The sequence below is a fragment of the Streptomyces sp. NPDC096046 genome (genome assembly GCF_040303285.1).
Classification (GTDB): Bacteria; Actinomycetota; Actinomycetes; order Streptomycetales; family Streptomycetaceae; genus Streptomyces.
This window is the reverse complement of record NZ_JBEOSZ010000001.1, coordinates 470,619-491,766: the sequence shown is the minus strand read 5'-3', so window position 1 is coordinate 491,766 and position 21,148 is coordinate 470,619. Positions and strand designations below refer to the sequence as shown.

The following is a 21,148-nucleotide window of genomic DNA, read 5'->3' as shown; positions in this document are numbered from 1 at the left end:
GAAGGGGACGCGCCACCGCACGAGACCCGCACCCCAACACGGCGACAAGGGCCCGCCGCACCACGCGAGACGCTCCCGCACCCGCGTACGGCGAGAAGGGGACGCGCCACCGCACGAGACCCGCACCCCAACACGGCGACAAGGGCCCGCCGCACCACGCGAGACGCTCCCGCACCCGCGTACGGCGAGTAGGGGACGTGTCGGGGGGTGTCCGCCCGCAGCGGTTGGCGCGTCGACGGGAGGTGAGTCGGCCCCGACCCCATCGCGCCGTTCCGAGGACGGGCACCCCCCCGGCGCGGCCCCGACCCACCACCGGGGAGTCCGCGTCACACCGCAGCCGTAAAATCAGGGGCACTGTGTATGACTCCGCGAACACCCCCGAAAACCCGCACCCGGACCCGGACCCCCGCCCCCACGAGCACCCGCACGAGGACCCGCACACGCCCGGTGCCTCAGTCCGGCGCGCGCGCACCCGGGCCATGGGGGAGCCGCGCTTCCCCGACGGGCCGAAGGCCGACCCCGCCGGGTCGCACTTCGAGCGGCGCATCCGGAGTTTCCAGCCGCGGCGCAGCCGCGTCACCGCCGGCCAGGCGGACGCGCTGCAGCGCCTGTGGCCCAAGTGGGGCCTCGACATCGACGGCCGGACCCTCGACCTGCCCGAGCTGTTCGGCAACGACAACCCCGTCGTCCTGGAGATCGGCTTCGGCATGGGCGAGGCCACCGCTCAGATGGCCGCCGCCGACCCCGCGACGAACATCCTCGCCGTCGACGTCCACACCCCCGGCCAGGGCAACCTGCTCAACCTCGCCGACCGCAACGGCCTGTCCAACATCCGGGTCGGCAACGGCGACGCGATCATCCTCCTGCGCGAGATGCTGGCCCCGGACTCCCTCGACGGTCTGCGCGTCTACTTCCCCGACCCCTGGCCCAAGAAGCGGCACCACAAGCGCAGGATCATCCAGCCCGACTTCCTCAGTCTGGCCGCCACCCGTCTCAGGCCCGGTGCGATCCTCCACTGCGCCACCGACTGGGAGCCGTACGCGGAACAGATGCTCGATGTCCTCACGGCACACCCCGACTTCGAGAACACGCAGGCCGACGGTGGTTTCGCGCCGCGTCCCGACTTCCGTCCGCTGACCCGTTTCGAGGGCCAGGGACTGGACAAGGGACATGTCGTGAACGACCTCCTCTTCCGTCGCGTACAGCACGTGGACCAGTCCCCCGCCGGCGCCTGACCACCCCTGGCACCTCTCCCGCCTGCGGACAGCGCCCATCCGTCGTTAGGGTCAATGCCGTGGCCACAAGCCCCCCATACCCGTCGTACCCCAGCGGTCCCACCGACGGCACACCCACCGGCGGCGCACCCTCCGCCCGCTCAGGCACAGCCGGCTCCCTGCGGCACGCCCACTGGTGGCAGCGCGCCTGGGTGCGCTACGGCGCACTGAGCACGCTCCTCGCGATATCCGGCCTGGTCATCCTCGCCCTGGTCCGCGAGGAGACCGGCACGGAGGGATTCCTGGTCGGGCTGGGCCTGGCCGTCCTCCCGGTGCCCCTGCTGATAGCCGCGTTCCGCTGGCTGGACCGGGTCGAGCCCGGCCCCTGGCGGAACCTGCTGTTCTGCTTCGCCTGGGGCGCCTGCGCGGCGGCGCTGATAGCGATCGTCGCCAACAGCTTCGCGACGAGATGGATCGCGACGGCGACGGCTGACCCGTCCAGCGCGGACACCCTGGGCGCGACGGTGATAGCGCCGGTGGTCGAGGAGTCGGCCAAAGCGGCGGCCGTCCTGCTGGTCTTCCTCTTCCGGCGCCGCGACTTCACCGGCATCGTCGACGGCGTCGTCATAGCCGGGGTCACCGCCACCGGCTTCGCGTTCACGGAGAACATCCTCTACCTGGGCACCGCCTTCGGCACCGACCAGCTCACCGGCGGCACCGGCATCGCCTCCGTCACGGCGGCGACCTTCTTCGTGCGCATCATCATGTCGCCGTTCGCGCACCCGCTGTTCACCGTCCTCACCGGCATCGGCTTCGGCATCTCCGCGCTTTCGGCGGAGCACCGGCATCTGCGCCGCGTCGCCTTCCCGCTGTCCGGGCTGCTGCTCGCGATGGGCATGCACGCGATGTGGAACGGCTCGTCGGCGTTCGGCGAGTACGGGTTCTTCGCCGTGTACGCGGCGTTCATGGTGCCCATCTTCGGGCTGCTGACGTGGCTGGTGATCTGGACCCGGCAGCGGGAGCTGAAGACCGTGCGGGCGGAGCTGCCCGCCTACGCCGTGGCCGGCTGGCTGACCCCCGCCGAGCCGTTCGCGCTCGGCTCGATGCGGGCCCGGCGGATCGCCCGCCAGGACGCCCGCCGGTCCGCGGGCAGGGCGGCGGCCCGGGAGGTGGCCCGCTACGAGGCGTACGCGACATCGCTGGCGTTCCTGCGGCACCGGGCCCGGCGGGGCAGCGCCGCCTCCGACTTCGCCGTACGGGAGCGGGAGCTGCTCGGCGAGCTGTGGCGGCGCCGGGAGGTGGCCCGCCCGGCGCTGGACCACGCGGCCCGGATGACGGCCCCTCCGGTCCCGGCGGCGGTTCAGCCCTGGCCGGTGTACGGGGTGTACGGCCACGGCCACCAGCCGGCGCCCTACCCCGCGTACAACCCGTACCGCTCCTAGCCCGGGCTCAGGCCAAGGCCTCCGCGCCGTGCCACCGCGCACCCGGCCCGCCACGGAGCCGGGCGAGGGCCACCGTGCACCGCGACCACCGCGACCACGGGAACCTCATTCCCCACGGGGCACGACACTCCCGTGGACACCGCGCCGGGAAGACCGCCGGCCCTGACGTCGGGGGGTCGTCGTCAGGGCCGCCGGTGCTTCAACGGGTCTGGTGGCTTACGGGTTCAGTCCCTTGCCCCGCAGCCACGCCATCGGGTCGATGCCGCCGGCGGATCCGCCGGAGTGGACCTCCAGGTGGAGGTGCGCCCCGGTGACGTTGCCGGTGGCGCCCACGCGGCCGATGACGTCGCCGGTGCTGACCTTCTGGCCGACGCTGACGCCGATGGACGACTGGTGCGCGTACCAGATCTCGGTGCCGTCATCGAGGGTGAGGACGGTCTTGTAGCCGTACGAGCCGTTCCAGCCCGCCTCGGTGATGGTGCCGCTGTGCACCGCCTTGATCGGCGTGCCCGTGGGGGCGGCGAAGTCGAGGCCGGTGTGGTAGCCGGAGGACCAGTAGGCGCCGGCCTGGCCGAAGCTGGAGGTGATGGTGTACGAGGAGGTCGGCAGCGTGAACTGCTTGGCGAGGGCGGCGAGCCGCTCGGCCTCGGCCTTCTTCTCGGCCTCTTCCTCCGCCTTCTTCTTGGCTTCGGCGGCCTTGGCCTTGGCTTCCTTCTCCGCCTTGGCGACGGCTTCCGCCGCCGCCTTCTCGGCGGCGGCCGCCGCGTCCTGGGCGGCCTTGGTCTCGATCTGGTCCTGCTGGTGCTCGACCTGCGCCATGATCCGGGCGCGCAGCGCCTCGCCGGCGCCCGCGCCGGAGGCGCCCTGCTGGGGGTCCGCCGTGGCGGTGCCGAGGCTGCTGAGCGGGGTGGCGGAACCTTCGGGGGTGTCGTCATCCGAGATGAGGGAACCCACCGAGGGCAGGTCCGGCACGGAGATGGACACCGGGGGCTTGCCGGTCTGGGCGCTGGCCATGCCGCCCGCACCGACGGCGGCTATGACACCGACGCCGAGGACGGTGGAGCTGCGGGCGAGACCTCCGCCGCGCTGCTTGGTGACGCGGTGCCGGCCACGGACGGGACGGATGGACTCCTCGGTGGGGTTCCACTCCTGGAACGGGCCCTCGTCGGTGCGCTGACCGCCGTAGCCGAAGCTGTCGGTGTCGCGCTTCGGCGCGAGCGGGGCCGCGGGGGCAGGCCGGTTTGACGCCACGTGGGCGTGCTCCTTTCCTTCCTTCTCGCCTACCGGGTTAGCTGACGGGTTCGGAGCAGGAAGGTCTCCTACGCGCGTATACCCGCCGTGCTTCCACGGTGGCATCCGCGCGATTCACCCCAAGTGGTGGTTCCCCGGTTCCCTTTCGGGATTCGGCGCGTGCGCACGGAGCCGCCTTCTGTGACGGCTGGGACGACCGCGCTGCGTTATCGAACGTTAATAGACGCGCGAGGGGTATTCCAGCGATTCCACTTGATCATTAACCTTTTTCGCGCGGACTTACCTGCCATGACCGGCTCAAATCGGGCGAGTTGACCACACCGCAAGTGACTGACGGGGTTTGACGGTATGTCAGTTGTTATGCGGAACGGGATGGTTCGCTCACCGACCGTAATGGCCGTCATCAGGGTTACGGGGAAATGCACCGAGGGCCGGAACCCTTTCGGATTCCGGCCCTCGGCCTTCAGTAGCGGGGACAGGATTTGAACCTGCGACCTCTGGGTTATGAGCCCAGCGAGCTACCGAGCTGCTCCACCCCGCGCCGTTGTGACTCCAGTGTACGCCATCCGCGGGACGCTTCGCGCACACCCGCCGCTCAGCCGCCCGGGGTGCCCGTGTGGGTGAGGGTTTTCAGGCGGTGAACAGGTCGTCGGTCCCGGCCGGTTGGGACCGTGCGGCCACCTTGTGAGCGGCGGGGACGGGCCGGCCGATCCGTTCCTCCGGGTGGTGGAGGGCGACCTCCAGGTGAGGTCCGAGGCCCTCGTCGACGCGTCCGCCGCACAGCCACTCGGGTGCCGCCGTCCTTCGTCTCCGCGCTGACCTCATGGCCGCCGCCTCCGCGCCGTCGTTCTGACCCCGCAGGCAGCGTGACCCGGACAGCGGTGCGGACGCAGGATCCGTTGGACCGATCGGCCCGCACTCAGCCCGGGAGGTGGCGGTTCGGGGCCTTGGCCCGCTCCTCGTGCTCCGGCAGGACGACGACCTCCACTCCGGCGGCCGAGAGAAGGCCGCTGCCGTCGGCGTCCGCGACGAAGGTGTCCGGCTCACGCCAGGCCGTGACGACCCGCCGTACACCCGCGTCGAGGATCAGCCGGGCGCAGGGGGCGGGGCGGGAGGCGCGGCGGGCGCAGGGCTCCAGGCTGCTGTACACCGTCGCGCCGGACAGGCGCGGATCGGCCGGGTCGAGTTTCGCCAGGGCCGCCTCCTCGGCGTGCACGACCGGGTCGCCCGCCTCGCGGGAGTGGCCGCGGGCCAGTTCCGTGCCGTCGGCGCCGACCACCACCGCCCCCACGCTGAACGCCGTGTCCGACGGCGGGCAGTGGCCGGCCAGTTCGCAGGCGAGGGCCAGCCAGTGGTGGTCGGCGGCGGCGGGCAGGGGGCCGGTGCCCGGGGCGGTCGGCTCGTAGCGCATGAGGACGACGTCCTCGATCCGCCGCGACTCCAGCAGCCGGAGCCGGCCGCCCTGGTAGCCGCCGGGGCCGAAGAGGCGGGGTGCCCGGGGGTCGCCCACGAAGAGCGGGGCGAGGACCAGCTGGAGTTCGTCGGCCAGGCCCTGGGTGAGGAGCTGGGTGTGGATCAGACCACCGCCCTCGACCATGAGGCGGCGTACTCCCCGGACGTCGTGCAGGTGCGTGAGGAGCCGCCGCCAGTCGAGGTCGGGCCCGAGCGGGACGACGTCGGTGGCGAGGCCGAGGGCACGGGCGCGGGCGGCGCCCCGGTCGGTCGTGTAGAGGACCTTCTCCCCGCCGGTGTGCCAGAAGGGGGCGTCCGGGTCGAGGTCGCCGGAGCCGCTGACGGTGACCTTCAGGGGGTACTCCGGTTTCCCGGCGGCCGTGCGGGCGGTCCGGCGCGCCTCGGAGTTGACCAGCAGCCGGGGGTTGTCGGCGCGGATGGTGCCGGCGCCGATCAGAATGGCGTCGACGGAGGCCCGGACCTCGTCGACCCGGTCGAAGTCGGCCGGGCTCGACAGGAGCAGGCGGTCGGGTCCGGTGTCGTCCAGGTAGCCGTCGAGGGAGACGGCGGCGGACAGCAGGACGTACGGGTGAGGCATCGGCGCTCCGCGACTGGTCGGGACGGCGGGACTGGACCGGCTTGGTTCAAGTTTGAAACAAACCTACACTGGCGGCATGACGACTCGCTGGCTCACCCTCGATGAGCAGCGCGCCTGGCGCGCCTACATCGCCGCCTCGCTGCTCCTGGAGGACGCGATCGACCGGCAGCTCCAGCAGGACGCCGGCATGCCGCACCTGTACTACTCCATCCTGTCCGTCCTGTCGGAGTCCCCGGAACGGCGGCTGCGCATGACCGATCTCGCCGAGCGGCTGAAGATCACGCGCAGCCGGCTGACCTACGCGGTGACGCGACTGGAGAAGGACGGCATGCTGCGGCGCGAGGCCTGCTCCGCCGACAAGCGGGGCAGCGTCGCCACGCTGACCGACGAGGGCTTCGCCGTGCTGGAGCGCGCGGCGCCCGGCCATGTCGAGACCGTGCGGAGCTTCGTGTTCGACCGGCTCAGCGAGGAGCAGGTGGGGCAGCTGGAGATGATCTCCGCGGCGATCGCACAAGGGCTCCAGGAGGACGGGGCGCGGCCGGCGGCGGACGACGTGCCGTGGCGGCGGAGGTCGTCGTCGCCCTGCGCGTGACGCGACAGGGGTGACGCGGGTCACGCAGGCCACGCGGGCCCCCTTCTTCCTTCACTGACCTCCGTTCGAGCCGCCCTCGCCCCGGGTCGGGGCGCACTCCGGCCTCCACGTAGGCCACGCGGTCCCGCGTGGCCACCCCAGCCACCCGGCCACCGCTGCCACCCCTGCCACCCCTGCCACCCCTGCCACCGGGCCACCGCTGCTACGCCGATCACGTCGGCCACCCGGCAGTGACGCTCGCCACACCAGCCCGCCCCTCATCCTCATTGCTTCAAATTTCAAGCACGAGTAGGGTTCCCCTCGTGCATCTGCTTCAAATCTGAAGCAATACGGCTGTGCAGCCGAGCAGGAAACGGAACCCGGAGGCCCCGCATGCCCGACACACCCGCCGTCCTCGCCACCCCCCGCTCCCGCGTCCGGGTCCCGCTGCGCTTCCACGACGGCTACACGGCCGACGCCGAGCTCGTCACCTTCCACGGGCTGGCCGACGGGCAGGAGCACGTGGCCGTCGTCCTGGGCGAGCCCGGGCCGGTCCCGCTGGTACGGCTGCACTCCGAGTGCCTGACCGGGGACGTGTTCGGCTCCGCCCGCTGCGACTGCGGCCCGCAGCTGCGCGAGGCGGTCGAGCGCATAACCGAGCGCGGCGGCGTGCTCCTCTACCTCCGCCAGGAAGGCCGGGGCATCGGCCTCTACAACAAGCTCGACGCCTACGCCCTCCAGGACGAGGGCCTGGACACCTACGAGGCGAACGCGGCCCTCGGACTGCCGGAGGACGCCCGCGACTACACGGCGGCGGCCCAGATGCTCCGGGCCCTGGGCATCGGCGAGCTGGACCTGCTCTCCAACAACCCCGACAAGGCGGGCCAGTTGCGGTCCCTGGGCGTCGACGTGCGCGACCGCGTTCCCACGGGCGTCTTCACCACCGCCCACAACGTCCGCTACCTGCGCGCGAAGGTCCTCCAGACCCAGCACACGCTGCCGCTGGCCGCGCTGACGGAACTCAGCGCGGGCTGAACCGCCCCCGGTCCGGCCGGGCACCGAACCGAGCTGCTTGCCCCTCGGTTCCTCGGGTACAGCCTTTGGAAGAGGGCGACCTCATCCGTACCCGGAGCTTTATGGAAGTGACCGTTTCGTGACCGATCTCGGCGGCCCCGGCGACCACCGGGTGAGGGGACCGGGCGATGGTCCGGAGGCCGTCGCATCGCAGATCGCCGATGCGGTGGAGAGTCTGACGGCGCTGTGGTCGGTCGCCGCCCAGGAGGCCTCCCTGCGCCTGTCCCTGCACCAGTTGCGGGCCCTGCGCACCGTGCAGGCGACGCCCGGCCTGAATCTGACGGCACTCGCGGAAGGCCTGGACATCGGCCTCCCCACGGCCAGCCGCCTCTGCGACCGCCTGGCGGCGGCCGGCCTGCTGGAGCGGTCCCCGCACCCCGACACCCGCCGCGAGGTGCAACTGTGGCTCACCACACACGGCCGGCATGTGCTGGGGGAGGTCGCCGGCCGCCGCGCCCAGGCCCTGGCCGCCGCGCTGGCCGCGATGGAACCGGCCGAACGGGCCGCACTGCGCAGGGGATTGCGGGGATTCCTGACGGCCCGGGACAAGGTGGTACCGGGCGTAGACGGGATCGAGTGAGTCCCGGGAAGCGCACGGACGGCGTCTTCTCAGCGGTCGGCCGCCGGCTTCCCGCCGACCGTCCGACCCCTCGGCGCCCGCCAAATCCCCAAGCCTGACGGCTCACACCACCGGAACGGTCAACACCGCCGACCGTCCCACCCTCGACACCCCTCACCTCCCCAAGCCCTGCCGCTCACACCACCAGGACGGTCAACACCACCGACCGTCCCACCCTCGACACCCCTCACCTCCCCAAGCCCTGCCGCTCACACCGCCGGCCGTCCCGCCCCTCGACGCCCGTCAGGCCCCCGAGCCGTGGCGGCTCACGCCACCGGCGGTCAGTACCGCCACGCAGGTGTCGTCCCGCGTCGGCCGGGCCGCGCTCCCGGCGTCGCGGAGCACCACCGCGGCCGCCACCGCCGGGTCGCAGCCGGGGAGGACACCGTCGTCGGGCGGCGTCCAGCGGCTGGGCAGGCCGTCGCTGTGCAGGACCAGCAGGCTGTCGGCCTGCCAGGGCACCCGCTGCACGGGCACGGACGCCGGGGCCTGCGCGCCCACGATGCCGGGGCGGGACAGCAGCGCCTTCCACGTGCCGCCGGTCCGCAGCCGGGCGCCGACATTGCCGATCCCGGCGAAGCTCAACTCCCCCGCGCCGACGTCGAGCTGGGCCACCGCCACGGCCGCGCCCCGGGTGGGGCGCAGGGCCCGGCCCAGCCTCCGCAGGATCTCGGGGGGCGGCAGCTCGGCCACGCCGCGCAGCTGCGTCACCGCCGCCGTGGAGGCCTCGGCCGCCTTCGCCCCGTGCCCGAGCCCGTCGGCGAGCAGCAGGGTCAGCCGGTCGCCGCCGCGCACCCGGCCCCAGGCGTCACCGGACTGCTCAGCCCGGCCGAGGGGGACGTTGACACCCCCGGCGCGCGGACCGGGCGGGGGCGGCCCCTGGTTGCGGACGGCCGGCTCGTGGCCGATCCGGGCCATCACGACGGTGCCCCGCCCGGGGGCGCTGTGCAGATCGAAGTCGTTCGCTATGCGCCGGCACGTGCCGAGCCCGGCGCCGAGCGAGGCGGCGACGGTCGTGGTGTATCCGTCGCGCATCGCCGCGGCGACGTCGGGGATGCCGGGGCCGTGGTCGACCGAGACGAGCTGCACCGCCGGCCGGTGGCCGTCGTCGTGCGCCCGCTCGACGAGGTTGATCAGTACTCGCCCACCGCCCGCGTGCCGCAGCAGGTTGGTCGCCAGCTCCGTCGCCACGAGCGCGGCGGTCGCGGTGCGGTTCGGGGGCAGGCCGACGCAGGCGCTCGCCTCCTCGGCCGCCACCCGGACGTCCCGCACCCGGGTCGAGTCGTCCACCGGCACGTCCCAGACCCTGCTCATCACGGCACCGTCCGGGAGGGCGGTACGACGGTGGCCCAGGCGGTGACGGTGACGGTGGTCCCCTCACCGGGCCGGCTGTCCACCTCGAACTCCTGCACGAGCCGCTTGGCCCCGCTCAGGCCGAGCCCTAGCCCGCCGCCGCTGGTGTACCCGTCGGTCAGCGCCTGGTCCAGGTCGCGGATGCCGGGCCCGGTGTCGACGAAGGCCAGCCGCAGCCCGTGCGACTGCCCCATGGTGAGTGGAGTGATCTGCACATGGCCGCCCCCGCCGTGGACGAGGGTGTTGCGGGCCAGTTCGCTCGCCGCCGTGACGAGCTTGGTCTGCTGCACCAGCCCGAACCCGAGCTCGGCGGCGGCCTGCCGGACCTGCTGCCGCACCCAGGCCAGATCGGCGTCCGAGCCGATCGGCAGGCTGGCCGGGCCGGCATGGCGGGAAGTCTGCATCACCGACTCCCCTCGCCCCGGCGCGTGGTCACACCGAGCAGCTCCATCGCACGTTCGACGTCCAGGGCCGTCCGCAGCCCGGGCAGGGTGAGCCCCAGCTCGACCAGGGTGATCGCCACCGCCGGGCGCATCCCCGCCAGCACCGTACGGGCCGCCAGCAGCTTGGCTCCGGCGGCGATCTCGGCGAGGACCCGGCCCAGGAAGGAGTCGACGATCTCCACACCGGAGATGTCGATCACCACCCCGCTCACCCGGGAGTGCGAGATCCGGTCCGTGACGTCCTGCTGGAGCTGCTCGGCCATCCCGTCGTGCAGCTCCCCCTGGAGAGTGACGAGCAGGACGTCGCCCAGCTGGAGGACCGGCACCGTGAAGCCGTGTCCGCCCAGGGGCCCGTGCCCCGCCGGCCCGGTCACCGCGTGCCCGCGTCCGCCGCCGCGCCGGCCGCCCGCAGCGGCGCGATCTCCACACCCTGCTGACTGAGGGCGTAGGCGAGCGCGTCCGCCAGGCTCGAACGGGTGAGCACCGTGCCCAGGTCGATGCCCAGATGGACGATGGTCTGCGCGATCGCGGGCCGGATGCCGGAGACGATGCACTCGGCGCCCATCAGCCGGGCCGCGGCCACGGTCTTCATCAGATGCTGGGCGACCAGCGAGTCGACCGTGGGCACGCCGGTGATGTCGAGGATGGCGTACCGGGCGCGCTCGGCGACGATCGCGTCCAGCAGGCTCTCCATGACCACCTGGCTGCGCGCGCTGTCGAGGGTGCCGATCAGCGGCACCGCGACCGTGCTGTCCCAGAGTTTGATCACCGGGGTGGCCACCTCGTGCAGCTGCTCGCGCTGCCGGGCGATCAGCTCCTCGCCCGCGCTGACCGTCGTCTCCAGCACGACCAGGCGCAGCGTGCCCATGAGCACGGTCAGCGCCACCACGGCCTCCTGGGCCTCGGGGGCGTAGGGCTCCGGGAACTCCGCGCGCAGCAGGTCGGCCACCGGTTCACGCAGGGCGGCCACTTCGGTGGCGACCCCGTCCGGGTCGATGCCCGTGCGGGCACGGGAGGCCGCCATGCGCCCCAACTGGTCCCGCACCGACTCGAAGCCGGCCGCCCGGATGTCCTCCAGCCGCCCCGAGGCCGCCACGGCCGCCAGCGCGGCGGTCACGGCCCGGCCCGCCTCGACCGCCTCGTCACGCGACACGGTGAAGACCGTGCGGAACAGCGCGGCGTCCGCCCACCGCTGGGCGATCTGCTCCCGGCGCCGCTCCAGGAATGCGCTCACCTGGTATGCGGCCGGCTCGTGTTCCGCGTTCTCTTCCGACACCGACACTTGTATCGCTCCCTTGCACCGGCCGGACCGAGGTCGCACGACGGCGCCTCAGCCGTTACTTGCCGTATGACAAACATTAGTGCCGGCGTGCGGCACCACCAAACAACTGCCCGTCGGCGCTCCCGACCTGCGCCTTCCCCCAACCTCTACCGGCCACGCCAGTCCAGGCACACCACGAGGGCGTCGTCGTCCGGAGTGGACTCGCCGCGATGACCCGTCACTTCGCGCAGGACGGCCCGGGGCACCTCGGCCGCGGGCAGCAGCCGGGTCGCCTGGATCGCCCGGGCCAGGGCCGCGTCCCCGTAGGCCACGCCGCCCGGGGAGGCGACGTCGTACACCCCGTCGCTGACGAAGACCAGGCGGTCGCCGGGCTCGGCGCGGAACTCCTGGACGACGTAGTCGGTCTCCTCGAACATGCCGAGCGGCAGCTGGGCCTCGAAGGGCACCCGCTCCACCGCGCCCCGGCGCAGCCGCAGCATCCGCGGCGACCCGGCGTCCACCACCCGGACCTGCCCGGTGGCCAGGTCGAAGTCGAGCATCAGCACGGAGAGATAGCAACGGCCCCGGTAGTGGGCGTACACCGCCTGGTCGGCCAGGGCCGCCTGGTCCTCGATGGGCAGCCCGGCCCGGCGCGCGTTACGCAGGGCGTTGATCGCCAGGTTCGTCAGCAACGAGGCCTCTATGCCCTCGCCCATGCCGTTGGTGACGTAGAGACTGAGCCGGTCGGCCGAGGCGGACCAGTCGAAGTTGTCCCCGAAGATCGCGTACGCCGGTTCCAGCTGCGCGCCCAGTTCGTACTCGGGGCGGGCGCAGGAGCGGCCCGGCAGCAACTGCCACTGCATCTCGGCGGCCAGCGTCAGCCGGCCCCGGCGGCGCGCCTGGAGATACACGTCGGTGTCCCGCTCGGCCACGACGACCTCGTGCCCGAGCACCTGGGCGATCTCGGCGAGCTCGCCCAGGCAGCCGTCGGCGTGCCCGCCGCCCGGCAGGGTCACGGTCAGCACCCCGAGGCGGTCGCCGCGCACGGTGACGGGCAGATGCACCCGCACCAGATCACCCGGCAAGGCCTCCACGTACGGCTCCTGCGCACCGAAGGCCCGGCCCGCCGGACTGTTGTGCACGGACACCGGCGGGAGGGTGCGCGGCAGCACGGACACCGGCTGGAGCACCGTCAGCCCGTAGTCGGCCAGGAAAAGCTCGACGGAGTCCGCCGCGTACTGATCGGTCAGTACACGACGGACCGCGTCCAGCAACTGGTGGGGGGCCGCCGTGCGCAGCGCGCGCTCGGCGGCCACGAATCTGTGCGTGATCGTGGTCACGGTGGTCTGTTCACCATCCTCGGTGGGACGTCGACACGTCCTCGGAAACGGTTTCTCGTCTTCGGAGCCGGGAGGCGGGAGGCGGGTCCCGGGCGGCTCACATCACGCCTAGTACGCTGACGGCCATCCCGGTGCCTGCGAGAGTGTGACTGTGACTTCCCTCCGACCCCGCCCTGAGCCAGCAGAGGTCGCCCGTGTGACCTCCACGGCCGCGGAGTTGCTGGAAGTCCTCTGGGGCCGCGCCTCGACGGCGCCGGCCTCCGCCTCCCAGCTGCGGGTGCTGCTCATCCTCGAACACCACGAGGGCATCAACCTGCGCACGCTCGCCGACTCCCTCGCCTCCACACCGCCCTCGACCAGCCGGCTCTGCGACCGGCTGCAGGCGGCCGGATTCGTCGAGCGTGAGGTGAGTGCGGCCGACCGGCGCGAGGTGCGCCTGCACCTCAGCGGCCGGGGCCGCACCTTCCTCGCCGACCTGCGGGTACGCCGGGAGCAGGCGCTGCGCGCGGTGCTCGACCAGATGCCCGCGGCGAAGCGGGTGGCGCTGCTGCAAGGGCTGGAGGCGTTCTGCGACGCGGCGGCGACCCAGATACACGACGACTCCGAAGACTCCCCCTCGTCCGGCACCCGGACTGCCTGAACCACCCGCCGCGCACGGAACCGGCCCTTCCGGTCTCTTCCCCCGACACGTTCGGCACGCCTAGGCTGTTGCCCTCCACCTATAGTTGTCAAACGACAACTGTCCGCTCCGCCAACCCGTCGCCCTTCTCCCGCGCACCGCACCGCCCACCCTCCTCTGCCCGTACCGTCGCAGCACAGGACCGGGTACCCCGACACCGCCTCGACCTGCGCCGACTGTGGTCAACGTCTCGCCGGGGCATATGCCGGGCATGAGCCGGGCGATGGCGGGTAACGGCGCTGGAGGTGGCCTGTCGGGGGATCGGAGCGGGCCGGAACAAGAGGGAGGGCCCGTGACGGCGACCACGCGCATCGGCACGACGACGGATTCCGCCACCTACACCGGTGAGGAACTGCCGCAGATCGCCGAGCCCCAGAAGCTCGCCCCGCAGGACGCACGCGGGCTGACCGGCCAGTTCCTCGACCGGCTCGCCGTGCTCGAGGAAGGCACACCCGAATACCAGTACGCCCGCAACACGCTCATCGAGATGAACATGTCCCTGGTGCGCTTCGCGGCCCGCCGCTTCCGCACCAGCGGCCAGTCCATGGAGGACATCGTCCAGGTCGGCGTCATCGGCCTGATCAAGGCCATCGACCGGTTCGAGGTCTCCCGCGAGGTCCAGTTCACCAGTTTCGCGGTGCCGTACATCATCGGCGAGATCAAGCGCTTCTTCCGTGACACCTCCTGGGCCGTGCACGTGCCCCGCCGCCTTCAGGAAGCCCGCACCGAACTCGCCAAGGCCACCGAGGAACTCGCCTCCCGCCTCGGCCGCGCACCCAAGGTGGCCGAACTCGCCGCCCTGATGAACCTGACGGAGGAAGAGGTCGTCGAGGCCCAGATCGCCGCCAACGGCTACCTGTCCTCCTCCCTCGACGCCACGGTCACCGGCGACCCCGACGAAAGCGACACCACCCTCTCGCAGTTCATCGGCGAGGAGGACCCGGCCCTCGAACTCGTCGAGAACTTCCACGCCCTGGCCCCCCTGGTCGCCGAACTCGACGAACGCCAGCGCCTCATCCTCCACCTCCGCTTCGTGGAGGAACTCACCCAGGCGGAGATCGGCGCCCGGCTGGGCATCTCCCAGATGCACGTGTCCCGGCTGATCTCCCGCACCGTGGCCCGACTGCGGTCGGGGATGCTCACCACCGGCTGACCCCACCCCCGCAACGACAAGAGCCCCGGCCCGGAGACGATCCGGACCGGGGCTCCCCCGTGGGCCCTGTGGGACTCGAACCCACAACCAATGGATCAAAAGTCCTGGCCAAAGCTTGTTGAGTGGTTCCGGACGGTTCTTCGATGTCCGGAACCACCTGGTCAGGACTGATGTGACTCGTGACGCGGTCTTCTCGGTGATGGCCTGTGCGGTTCCGTCCGCTCACGCATCGCTCACGCAGAAGAGGTCGGCTGAGCAGCACGTTCAGCAGCGATGTAGGTGCGGCGCTACTGCTTCTGGCGCTCGCAGTCCCAGCATGCTCCGGGGTGGGAGCGGACTCGTGCCCGATCGGGTCGAGTCGCAGGTTCGCGACGACTTGGACCAGTTGCACGTGGTTCGGCGGCCGCTCCTTCGCTTACAGGTCGAATAGTGCGTCGCCCGCGTCCGATGTTGCCTTCAGCGCCTTGGTTGCCTCTGTGGGAACAGGGAGGATCCCCGCTGTGGTCAGGTCCGTCACCGTGATCAGTGGGCCCGCGCACACATCATTGAAGAGATCGGCCTGTGCTGGCTCCTCTCGCACGAGCAGGCCGAGGACATTCAGCAACTCCAGCAGCTCCGTTGTCCATGAGGGAAGCCAGCGCGGAGCTACCTCGTGGTCCAGTTCGAGGCGTCGCTTGCCGGCGGGGTTCCTCCGTCGGTAGCCGAACCACTTGTCGAGAACGTTCATCCCGGACACTTCGTACTCCCGGACCGCGCGAGGCACCGGACTGATCCGTCCGCTGCCGACCCACAGATCCTGTGTCACGGGGTCGTACGCCAGCTTTTCCGGCATGGCTTCCGCATCGTCCGGGATCTCCTCGACGCATCGAGGGCGGTCGCGTGGTAGCAGCACCCTGCCGTACGGCCTCCCGGCCGTCTCGTCGACGTACCGCTCGCCGTAGGTGTGTAGCCACAGGACTCGCTTGCCGATGGCAACTGCCTGCTCCCACAAGCAAAGGTCAACGGTGAGGGGTATCCGCGCGCCGGGGACTTCGAGGTCCTCTTGGAATCGAGCCGTGTACTCCGGGTGGGACGCGATCGCGGCGATGTAGGCCAGCAGATCTTCAGCGACGACCGGTACGCCGAGCCGCCCGGCGAGCAGGGGGAGCAGACCGGGCATGACGTTGGGCAGCGTGCCGGCGGCGTTGCGGTAGAGGGGACGGGCGCAACCGCTGCGGTTGTTGAAATAATCCATGTCGGTAATGAGGGCACTGAAGACGAGTGCCGGACCGTTGACCACCGGGTGGGCGTTCTGCTCAACGGTGTAGATCTGGCGGTCGCTGCGAACTCGCCAAAGGTCCGCTCTGCCTCGCTCCATCAATCGGCTGTCCGGCAACACGTATTGCCGGTCGAACGAGCGGAACCCAATGCGCACCGTTTGAGGGTTTGTCCTGTGCTCGGCGGCGAGCGGTATCCGCCCGTGAGACTCAACTCCTGGCAGGGGCGGGACATTGTCTGAAGGCGCTCGCTCACCAGAGCGTCCGAGCATCTCGGCGCGTCTCTCGGTATCCGCGGCGAGTAAGCGCTGCCACCGTTTATGAAGTGTGTCCTCGTCCGGCGCGTAGACCCACATGCGCCCGGGCGTGACGCCACGAGACGACCACGGCATCAGATCTCTCAGCTGCGGGCAGGACTCCCACAGGTCGCTGCCGGGTGGCAGAAAGGCATCCGTCTCACCCCTGGCGCACTCGCGCCATTCGGGGTCGTCGAGCCTGAGTGTCGTCAGGCGTTCGATCTTCTCGTCTCGGCGCCCGCCGACCTTGAGGTGTCTTACCTTTGCAGTCTGCTGGTCCGTCCGCGGCCTGGGGCTGTCCCGCCACCGCACAAAGATCGCGATGCACAATTCCTGGGCGACCTCGGGGAAGATCCGGGTCGCGACATCCGCGCGGTGGCCCTCCGGGGACAGGTCGACGATCCAGCCTTCGTCGGCGGTTTCGCGTAGATAACGCCGCATTCCGGCGAACGCCCGCCCCTTGAGCCATGCCTTCGGCGTGATCAGCGCGACCACACCGAATGGCACGTCGTCGTGTGCGTCGAAGACCTTCCAGGTGGCCCAGCGCCAGAAGTAGACGTAGAGGTTGGCGATCTTCGACTCGTACCTGCCGTTGCCGGGTTGCCGGAAGGCCCCCAGCGGGGCCGGGATGTCCGCCTCGGGCTCCCCTCGTTCCACCCACTTGCCAGCGCCCCGTTTCACGGCGTCGTGAGGCGGGTTGCCCATGACGACCATGACACGTTCGTCCCGCTTGACCTGGTTGGCCTGCCGGCGGGATTCCGCGAGCGCCCGGTAGGTGTGAGGGATCCAGTTGAACTCGGCTGTCGGGCTGTCCAGGGCGTCAGCCACTAACAGCCTGAGTCCCCGGGCGGGGGCTGCGGACCCGTACTGCTTGAGCATGGCGTGCATGCGTAGTTCCGCGACAGCGAACGGACCGACCTGCATCTCGAAACCAACCAGCCGACGTCCCACCATCTCTCGCAAGCGTGGGCCCACCGCGCCTGGGCCCTCTGCCTCGGTGATGGTCTCGGCGGCCAGCTCCAGCGCCGACAGGAGGAAGGTGCCGGTGCCCATGGCTGGGTCGACAAGGACCACATCGGGAGAAGCGAAGCCGGACGGGATACGGAAACCCTCCCGCTTCAGGACGTCCTCGACGAGCCGGGCCATGGCCGAGACGACGCCACGCGGTGTGTAGTACGAGCCTGTGCGTATCCGCAGGTCCGGGTCGTAGATCTGGAGAAAGTGCTCGTACAGCAGGAAGTAGGCGTCCCCGGTGCCATCGTCCAGCACATCCCATCTGACCGCGCCGATGACACGAAGCAATGTGTTCAGCGTGGTGGACAGGCCAGCAACAGAGTCGCCGGCCAAGACATCCAGCGCCTGCCCCATCAACGAGTGCTTCTTGCCGAGCTTCGTGGCGATCTCATGCACAGTTTCGCCTTCGAAATTGATCTCCTCCACCCTGGCGAGCAGCAGTGCGAACACCACTGCCTGACCGTATTGCTCGACGAACTGGGCGTCGGTTGCTTCCGGAAACAGCAGGTGTCGCCAGTCCTTGGCGAGTGTCGTGAATGCCGGTGGACGTCGACGGCTCTTCTCCTGTGCGATCGCTTCTCCGACCTCTTCCGACAGAAGTTGGCATAGCCCGGCGACTGCTCGGATGAGCTGACTCGTGGTGCGAGGTGTCTGCGGCTCCCAGGTCAGGAATTCGCGTAGCACCCGCGCGAGTGTCCCGTCGGCGGGGGTAAGCCGGGATCCAGAGGTGAGAACCGAGCCCTTCATGTGGGCCACTTCACCAACCCGTTGGCCCTCTTGGTGGACGGAGAATTCGTTCCCGTCACAGAGCAGAACGTTGTTGAGCAGCCGTAGTTTTGCCCACTGTTCGGCGTTGCGGCCTGTGTAGACGGACGGGTCGGCCTGGGTGCCCGGCTTCTTGAGCTCGATGTAACCGACGAGGGCGCCTCCGACCTCAACGGCATAGTCAGGGCGGGCTCCCCTGTCGACAAGCGGGACTTCGCCAATGAGCGTGACGTCCAGACCCAAGCCACGGCATATGGACCGGATCATGTTCTCCAGCGGTCCCCGGAGCTGGTCTTCCTGCCACCCACCGCCTCTCAGCTTTGGCGTGACCTCCGCCCCAAACATCGACACGGCGGCCTGCACTGCCTGCTCGAAGCTGTCATCGATCCTGCGACGGGACCCCATACCGCCCCCATCCCCAAGGCGGGCAGATCCGGCCGACGTCAAGTCAGTGCGGTCACCTGCCGCACCGTGCTCCCCGTCGGGGCCGGACTTTTCCGGCCCTCGCTGTTCCATGACCGTAGGAGGGGAGTGCGGGGTGCCTGGAGGGTTCATGCGGGGGCGCACGGAAGCACCAATGTCATCGTCCTGCGACGGCTACACCAGCTCACCTTCCGACTCGACCCGCAGACCATCACGCCGGGTGTGGAAGTCCGCCAGGTGCGGCAGCGCCCACTCCCACTGCCGGGTAGCCCGTCTGTCGCGGAACAGCCATCCCCCGCACAGACGCAGCTGCAGGTCGGAGTCGCATGATCAGTGCTGCTTCCCGACTTGGCGAACCACTCGATCTACCGCGTGCAGTCTGTCGTCTACGTCTGCGTCCGAGCGTGGCGCGGGGGACAGATTGCTGATGTCGACGACAGCGACCGCGGCGGTCACCTCCTCCCGCCCCGAGACGACGGCCTGGGCCCTTCGCTATCCAATCACCGCTCGCGAGCAGGGAAGAATAGGAGTACCTTTTGGTACCAGAGAGGGTGTGAGCATGAGAACCACAGAGGAAGCCCGCGGTCGGACAACCCGTACGACCGCTCCGTTGAAGGTCGATGCAGCCATAGACGAGCTGATCGCGGACGGCGCCCATTTTCTGGGGATGACTAAGAAGGACCTGGTCGCCGAGGCCGTCCGAACCTACTTGGAGATCCGCCGTGAGGAGGTTCGGGCCAGCATGTTGGAGAAGATGCGCAAGCTGGACGGATCCGTGGAATCGAGTGTCTCGCTGCTCACCGGACTGTCACCGGAGCGGATCAAGGAACTCGGCGGAGTAGGCGAGGACGACTGATCCGTGCGGCCCGCTCGACCTACCCTCCGCGCGCTCCGCGAGGACTTGAAACTACCGCTACCGTCAGCCCGGGAACCGCTCGACGAACTGGATCATCCGATCTTGTCCAAGGCCCGGGAACACTTCGCCGACGACGGGGCCGGGCATGAGCGCATCCGCTCGATCGATGATGAGGTCCTCTTCAAAGTCAAGGTCCAACGCTGGCGCGGAGCGGTCTGGGCCGACGAGGATCTGCCCTGGCTCATCGCTGCCGGGCAACGCGAGGACGGTTCACCGGACGACTTCTACTCAGCCCTGGAGACGACCGCGAGGGCCGCACGAGCCCACTACAACGCCAACAACCGCCAGCCCCTGAGCACCACGACGTACGTCGGGCGTCTCCTCCCTGACCAGAACGACCGTGATCGCTACCAACTCGAGGCCGGTGCCCGGCTCGTCCGCGATCTCGCTGCGGCTGTCCGGGAGCTGGCTCGTGGATCACTGCACGACGGGCATGAACACGCCGCCGACTTTCCCGCTTTCCGCCTCGGCATCCTCGTACGCGCCGACGACGGCCATGAGACCTATGCTGCGGTGCGCATCACCGGCTCCGTACCCGACGACCTCATCGCGGTCATCCTGCGCCATGTCCCCGGCTGCGACCCCACCGCCTGGTACCCCGAGTACGCCCTCCCCAGCCGCCCCCTTCTTCCCGCCGAGCAAGCCTGGTCGACCCTCATGGATCCAAAGGCCGCGGCTGAACTCCTGAACGAAGACTGAGCCGGAGTCCTCACCCAAATGCCGGCCTGGGCCGATGACCGCCGAACAAGGAACGCGCTCATGCCGGATCATGACAACTCGTCCCGGACAGTGACTGTCCCCACGTGCGACCATGGGCCCGTCACCGTCTGGGAGCCCGACTGGTGTACCGGAAGCGAAACAGAGCATCAGCCCGGCGGCTACCGCGTCGACATCACGCACTCGAGCCCTGACTACGAATTCACAGTCTCAACGAGCCGTGGCACGCCGGTGGTTCTGCGTGCGTGCTTCGAACAACGCCCCTTCACCGAGCGCCCACCCGGTCACGTCCCCTTCGTGAACGTCGAGATGGATGGCGACTGGCATCCGCACAGTTCCGACGATTTGCGTCGCCTCTCGGAGTCCCTCACGGCACACGCGGATCGGCTTCGGGAGCTTGCCGACCGCCTCGACGGTCTCACCAACGCCTTCAATGCCACAAAGGGGACCACGCCCGGGGGCGGCGGACCCTAAGAAAGGACGCGGCAGCTGAACAAGCCACGCTGCCTGTTGGCACACCCGCTCACGCAGACGGACTCCACACGTGGCGTGGCCCCGGCCAAGAGGACTGGTCGGGGCCACGAAACCGCTGGTCAAAGCCACAGAACGGCCCTGGCCTCGGTAGGCCCTGTGGGACTCGAACCCACAACCAATGGATTAAAAGTCCACTGCTCTGCCAATTGAGCTAAGGGCCCAGGCGATGTCGCCCCCACGAGCATAACCGGACGACGCCGACTCTCCGATCGGGTATCGGTCTCCCGGCCCTGTCGGACGGACGAACAGGGCCGATGAGCGCCCTCGAGCCACCGATTCGGGCGTGTTCGCGCGAGCCCGCCGGAACGACAGAGCGCCGTGGCCCACCCGTTGGGACGGAACCACGGCGCTCCTCACGCGCTGATGTCAGCCGTTGCGCTTCCAGCGCGGCTTGTCCTCGCGGCGCTGGAACGAGCCGCCACCGCGGTGCTCGTCACGACGGCCGGAAGGACGGTCGTGACCGGAGGTGCGGAAACCGGGACGGTCGCCCTGACGGTCGCGGTTGAACGGGCGGTCACTGCCACGGTGCCCACCGCGCTCGTCCCGGCGCTCGAACGGGCGGCCCGGACGCTCGTCCCGGCGGAAACCACCACCACGACTGTCGTCACGACGCTCGAACCCACGGCCACCACGGTCATCACGACGCTCGAACGAACGCCCACCACCACGGCTGTCATCACGACGCTCGTCCCGGCGGAAACCACCACCACGACTGTCGTCACGACGCTCGAACCCACGGCCACCACGATCGTCACGACGCTCGAACGAACGCCCACC

19 protein-coding genes, 2 tRNA genes, 1 pseudogene and 1 riboswitch are annotated in these 21,148 nt (G+C 70.3%); of the genes and pseudogenes, 10 read left to right on the top strand and 12 right to left on the bottom strand.

What is annotated here, in order from left to right; all coding sequences use genetic code 11:
• Positions 1-356: 356 nt before the first annotated feature.
• Positions 357-1,235, top strand: a complete 879-nt coding sequence (gene trmB, locus ABTX62_RS02370; RefSeq protein ID WP_352114396.1) for a tRNA (guanosine(46)-N7)-methyltransferase TrmB — start codon at positions 357-359, stop codon at positions 1,233-1,235.
• A gap of 59 nt (positions 1,236-1,294) precedes the next feature.
• On the top strand, positions 1,295-2,656 hold the full coding sequence (locus ABTX62_RS02365) for a PrsW family intramembrane metalloprotease (protein ID WP_352114395.1): 1,362 nt from the start codon (positions 1,295-1,297) through the stop codon (positions 2,654-2,656).
• A 216-nt stretch (positions 2,657-2,872) separates the two neighbouring features.
• Here ABTX62_RS02365 and ABTX62_RS02360 read toward each other — a convergent pair whose 3' ends face one another.
• The 4 genes from ABTX62_RS02360 to ABTX62_RS02345 form a co-directional block, all read right to left on the bottom strand.
• The gene (locus tag ABTX62_RS02360) at positions 2,873-3,907 is read right to left on the bottom strand and encodes a M23 family metallopeptidase (protein ID WP_352114394.1); all 1,035 of its coding nucleotides are present in this window, start codon (positions 3,905-3,907) and stop codon (positions 2,873-2,875) included.
• Between the two features lie 11 nt (positions 3,908-3,918).
• Positions 3,919-4,075: riboswitch (cyclic di-AMP (ydaO/yuaA leader) on the bottom strand.
• A 299-nt stretch (positions 4,076-4,374) separates the two neighbouring features.
• Positions 4,375-4,448, bottom strand: a tRNA-Met gene (locus ABTX62_RS02355).
• An 89-nt stretch (positions 4,449-4,537) separates the two neighbouring features.
• A complete protein-coding gene (locus tag ABTX62_RS02350; RefSeq protein WP_352114393.1) occupies positions 4,538-4,732 on the bottom strand; it encodes a hypothetical protein in 195 nt (64 codons plus the stop codon).
• A gap of 94 nt (positions 4,733-4,826) precedes the next feature.
• On the bottom strand, positions 4,827-5,957 hold the full coding sequence (locus ABTX62_RS02345; RefSeq protein WP_352114392.1) for a dihydrofolate reductase family protein: 1,131 nt from the start codon (positions 5,955-5,957) through the stop codon (positions 4,827-4,829).
• 76 nt (positions 5,958-6,033) lie between these two features.
• Between ABTX62_RS02345 and ABTX62_RS02340 the strand changes: the two genes are divergently transcribed.
• From ABTX62_RS02340 to ABTX62_RS02330, 3 genes are all read left to right on the top strand, one after another.
• A complete protein-coding gene (locus tag ABTX62_RS02340) occupies positions 6,034-6,549 on the top strand; it encodes a MarR family winged helix-turn-helix transcriptional regulator (RefSeq protein WP_352114391.1) in 516 nt (171 codons plus the stop codon).
• 372 nt (positions 6,550-6,921) lie between these two features.
• Positions 6,922-7,563: a GTP cyclohydrolase II gene (locus ABTX62_RS02335; protein WP_352114390.1), complete on the top strand. Its 642-nt coding sequence runs from the start codon at positions 6,922-6,924 to the stop codon at positions 7,561-7,563.
• 118 nt (positions 7,564-7,681) lie between these two features.
• The gene (locus ABTX62_RS02330) at positions 7,682-8,182 is read left to right on the top strand and encodes a MarR family winged helix-turn-helix transcriptional regulator (RefSeq protein ID WP_352114389.1); all 501 of its coding nucleotides are present in this window, start codon (positions 7,682-7,684) and stop codon (positions 8,180-8,182) included.
• Between the two features lie 282 nt (positions 8,183-8,464).
• On the opposite strand, the gene ABTX62_RS02325 is transcribed toward ABTX62_RS02330, so the two are convergent.
• From ABTX62_RS02325 to ABTX62_RS02305, 5 genes are all read right to left on the bottom strand, one after another.
• On the bottom strand, positions 8,465-9,535 hold the full coding sequence (locus tag ABTX62_RS02325; protein WP_352114388.1) for a SpoIIE family protein phosphatase: 1,071 nt from the start codon (positions 9,533-9,535) through the stop codon (positions 8,465-8,467).
• Entirely contained in the window at positions 9,535-9,978 is a 444-nt protein-coding gene (locus ABTX62_RS02320) for an anti-sigma regulatory factor (protein WP_283974213.1), read from the bottom strand. Before ABTX62_RS02320 ends, ABTX62_RS02325 begins: the two co-directional genes overlap by 1 nt.
• Positions 9,978-10,391 carry an STAS domain-containing protein gene (locus ABTX62_RS02315; RefSeq protein ID WP_352114387.1) on the bottom strand — a complete coding sequence of 138 codons (414 nt, stop codon included), beginning with the start codon at positions 10,389-10,391 and terminating at the stop codon, positions 9,978-9,980. Before ABTX62_RS02315 ends, ABTX62_RS02320 begins: the two co-directional genes overlap by 1 nt.
• Positions 10,388-11,299, bottom strand: coding sequence for an STAS domain-containing protein (locus tag ABTX62_RS02310; protein ID WP_352114386.1), 912 nt, complete (start codon positions 11,297-11,299; stop codon positions 10,388-10,390). The genes ABTX62_RS02315 and ABTX62_RS02310 overlap by 4 nt, the downstream gene beginning before the upstream one ends.
• Before the next feature lie 146 nt (positions 11,300-11,445).
• On the bottom strand, positions 11,446-12,618 hold the full coding sequence (locus ABTX62_RS02305; RefSeq protein WP_352114385.1) for a PP2C family protein-serine/threonine phosphatase: 1,173 nt from the start codon (positions 12,616-12,618) through the stop codon (positions 11,446-11,448).
• A gap of 196 nt (positions 12,619-12,814) precedes the next feature.
• Here ABTX62_RS02305 and ABTX62_RS02300 point away from each other — a divergent pair, with 196 nt between their 5' ends.
• The gene (locus ABTX62_RS02300; protein ID WP_352114384.1) at positions 12,815-13,258 is read left to right on the top strand and encodes a MarR family transcriptional regulator; all 444 of its coding nucleotides are present in this window, start codon (positions 12,815-12,817) and stop codon (positions 13,256-13,258) included.
• 331 nt (positions 13,259-13,589) lie between these two features.
• On the top strand, positions 13,590-14,450 hold the full coding sequence (locus tag ABTX62_RS02295) for an RNA polymerase sigma factor SigF (RefSeq protein WP_352114383.1): 861 nt from the start codon (positions 13,590-13,592) through the stop codon (positions 14,448-14,450).
• A 415-nt stretch (positions 14,451-14,865) separates the two neighbouring features.
• On the opposite strand, the gene ABTX62_RS02290 is transcribed toward ABTX62_RS02295, so the two are convergent.
• Complete coding sequence (locus ABTX62_RS02290) at positions 14,866-18,186, bottom strand: type ISP restriction/modification enzyme (RefSeq protein ID WP_352114382.1); 3,321 nt, start codon at positions 18,184-18,186, stop codon at positions 14,866-14,868.
• Between the two features lie 628 nt (positions 18,187-18,814).
• Between ABTX62_RS02290 and ABTX62_RS02285 the strand changes: the two genes are divergently transcribed.
• The 3 genes from ABTX62_RS02285 (at position 18,815) to ABTX62_RS37845 (ending at position 20,311) form a co-directional block, all read left to right on the top strand.
• The gene (locus ABTX62_RS02285) at positions 18,815-19,060 is read left to right on the top strand and encodes a hypothetical protein (RefSeq protein WP_315884511.1); all 246 of its coding nucleotides are present in this window, start codon (positions 18,815-18,817) and stop codon (positions 19,058-19,060) included.
• Positions 19,061-19,162: 102 nt separating this feature from the next.
• The gene (locus ABTX62_RS02280; RefSeq protein WP_352114381.1) at positions 19,163-19,819 is read left to right on the top strand and encodes a hypothetical protein; all 657 of its coding nucleotides are present in this window, start codon (positions 19,163-19,165) and stop codon (positions 19,817-19,819) included.
• An 18-nt stretch (positions 19,820-19,837) separates the two neighbouring features.
• Positions 19,838-20,311: a DUF6907 domain-containing protein gene (locus ABTX62_RS37845; protein ID WP_502997888.1), complete on the top strand. Its 474-nt coding sequence runs from the start codon at positions 19,838-19,840 to the stop codon at positions 20,309-20,311.
• 148 nt (positions 20,312-20,459) lie between these two features.
• On the opposite strand, the gene ABTX62_RS02275 is transcribed toward ABTX62_RS37845, so the two are convergent.
• Positions 20,460-20,532, bottom strand: a tRNA-Lys gene (locus ABTX62_RS02275).
• A gap of 205 nt (positions 20,533-20,737) precedes the next feature.
• Positions 20,738-21,148 (bottom strand): annotated as a pseudogene (locus ABTX62_RS02270) (DEAD/DEAH box helicase); the annotation flags it as partial.

Bases quoted from the DNA above. Each gene is read 5' to 3' on its own strand.
- ABTX62_RS02335 (WP_352114390.1), top strand. From the start codon at position 6,922: ATGCCCGACACACCCGCCGTCCTCGCCACCCCCCGCTCCCGCGTCCGG.
- ABTX62_RS02340 (WP_352114391.1), top strand. From the start codon at position 6,034: ATGACGACTCGCTGGCTCACCCTCGATGAGCAGCGCGCCTGGCGCGCC.
- ABTX62_RS02345 (WP_352114392.1), bottom strand. From the start codon at position 5,957: ATGCCTCACCCGTACGTCCTGCTGTCCGCCGCCGTCTCCCTCGACGGC.
- ABTX62_RS02290 (WP_352114382.1), bottom strand. From the start codon at position 18,186: ATGGGGTCCCGTCGCAGGATCGATGACAGCTTCGAGCAGGCAGTGCAG.
- ABTX62_RS02325 (WP_352114388.1), bottom strand. From the start codon at position 9,535: ATGAGCAGGGTCTGGGACGTGCCGGTGGACGACTCGACCCGGGTGCGG.
- ABTX62_RS02320 (WP_283974213.1), bottom strand. From the start codon at position 9,978: ATGCAGACTTCCCGCCATGCCGGCCCGGCCAGCCTGCCGATCGGCTCG.
- ABTX62_RS37845 (WP_502997888.1), top strand. From the start codon at position 19,838: ATGCCGGCCTGGGCCGATGACCGCCGAACAAGGAACGCGCTCATGCCG.
- ABTX62_RS02350 (WP_352114393.1), bottom strand. From the start codon at position 4,732: ATGAGGTCAGCGCGGAGACGAAGGACGGCGGCACCCGAGTGGCTGTGC.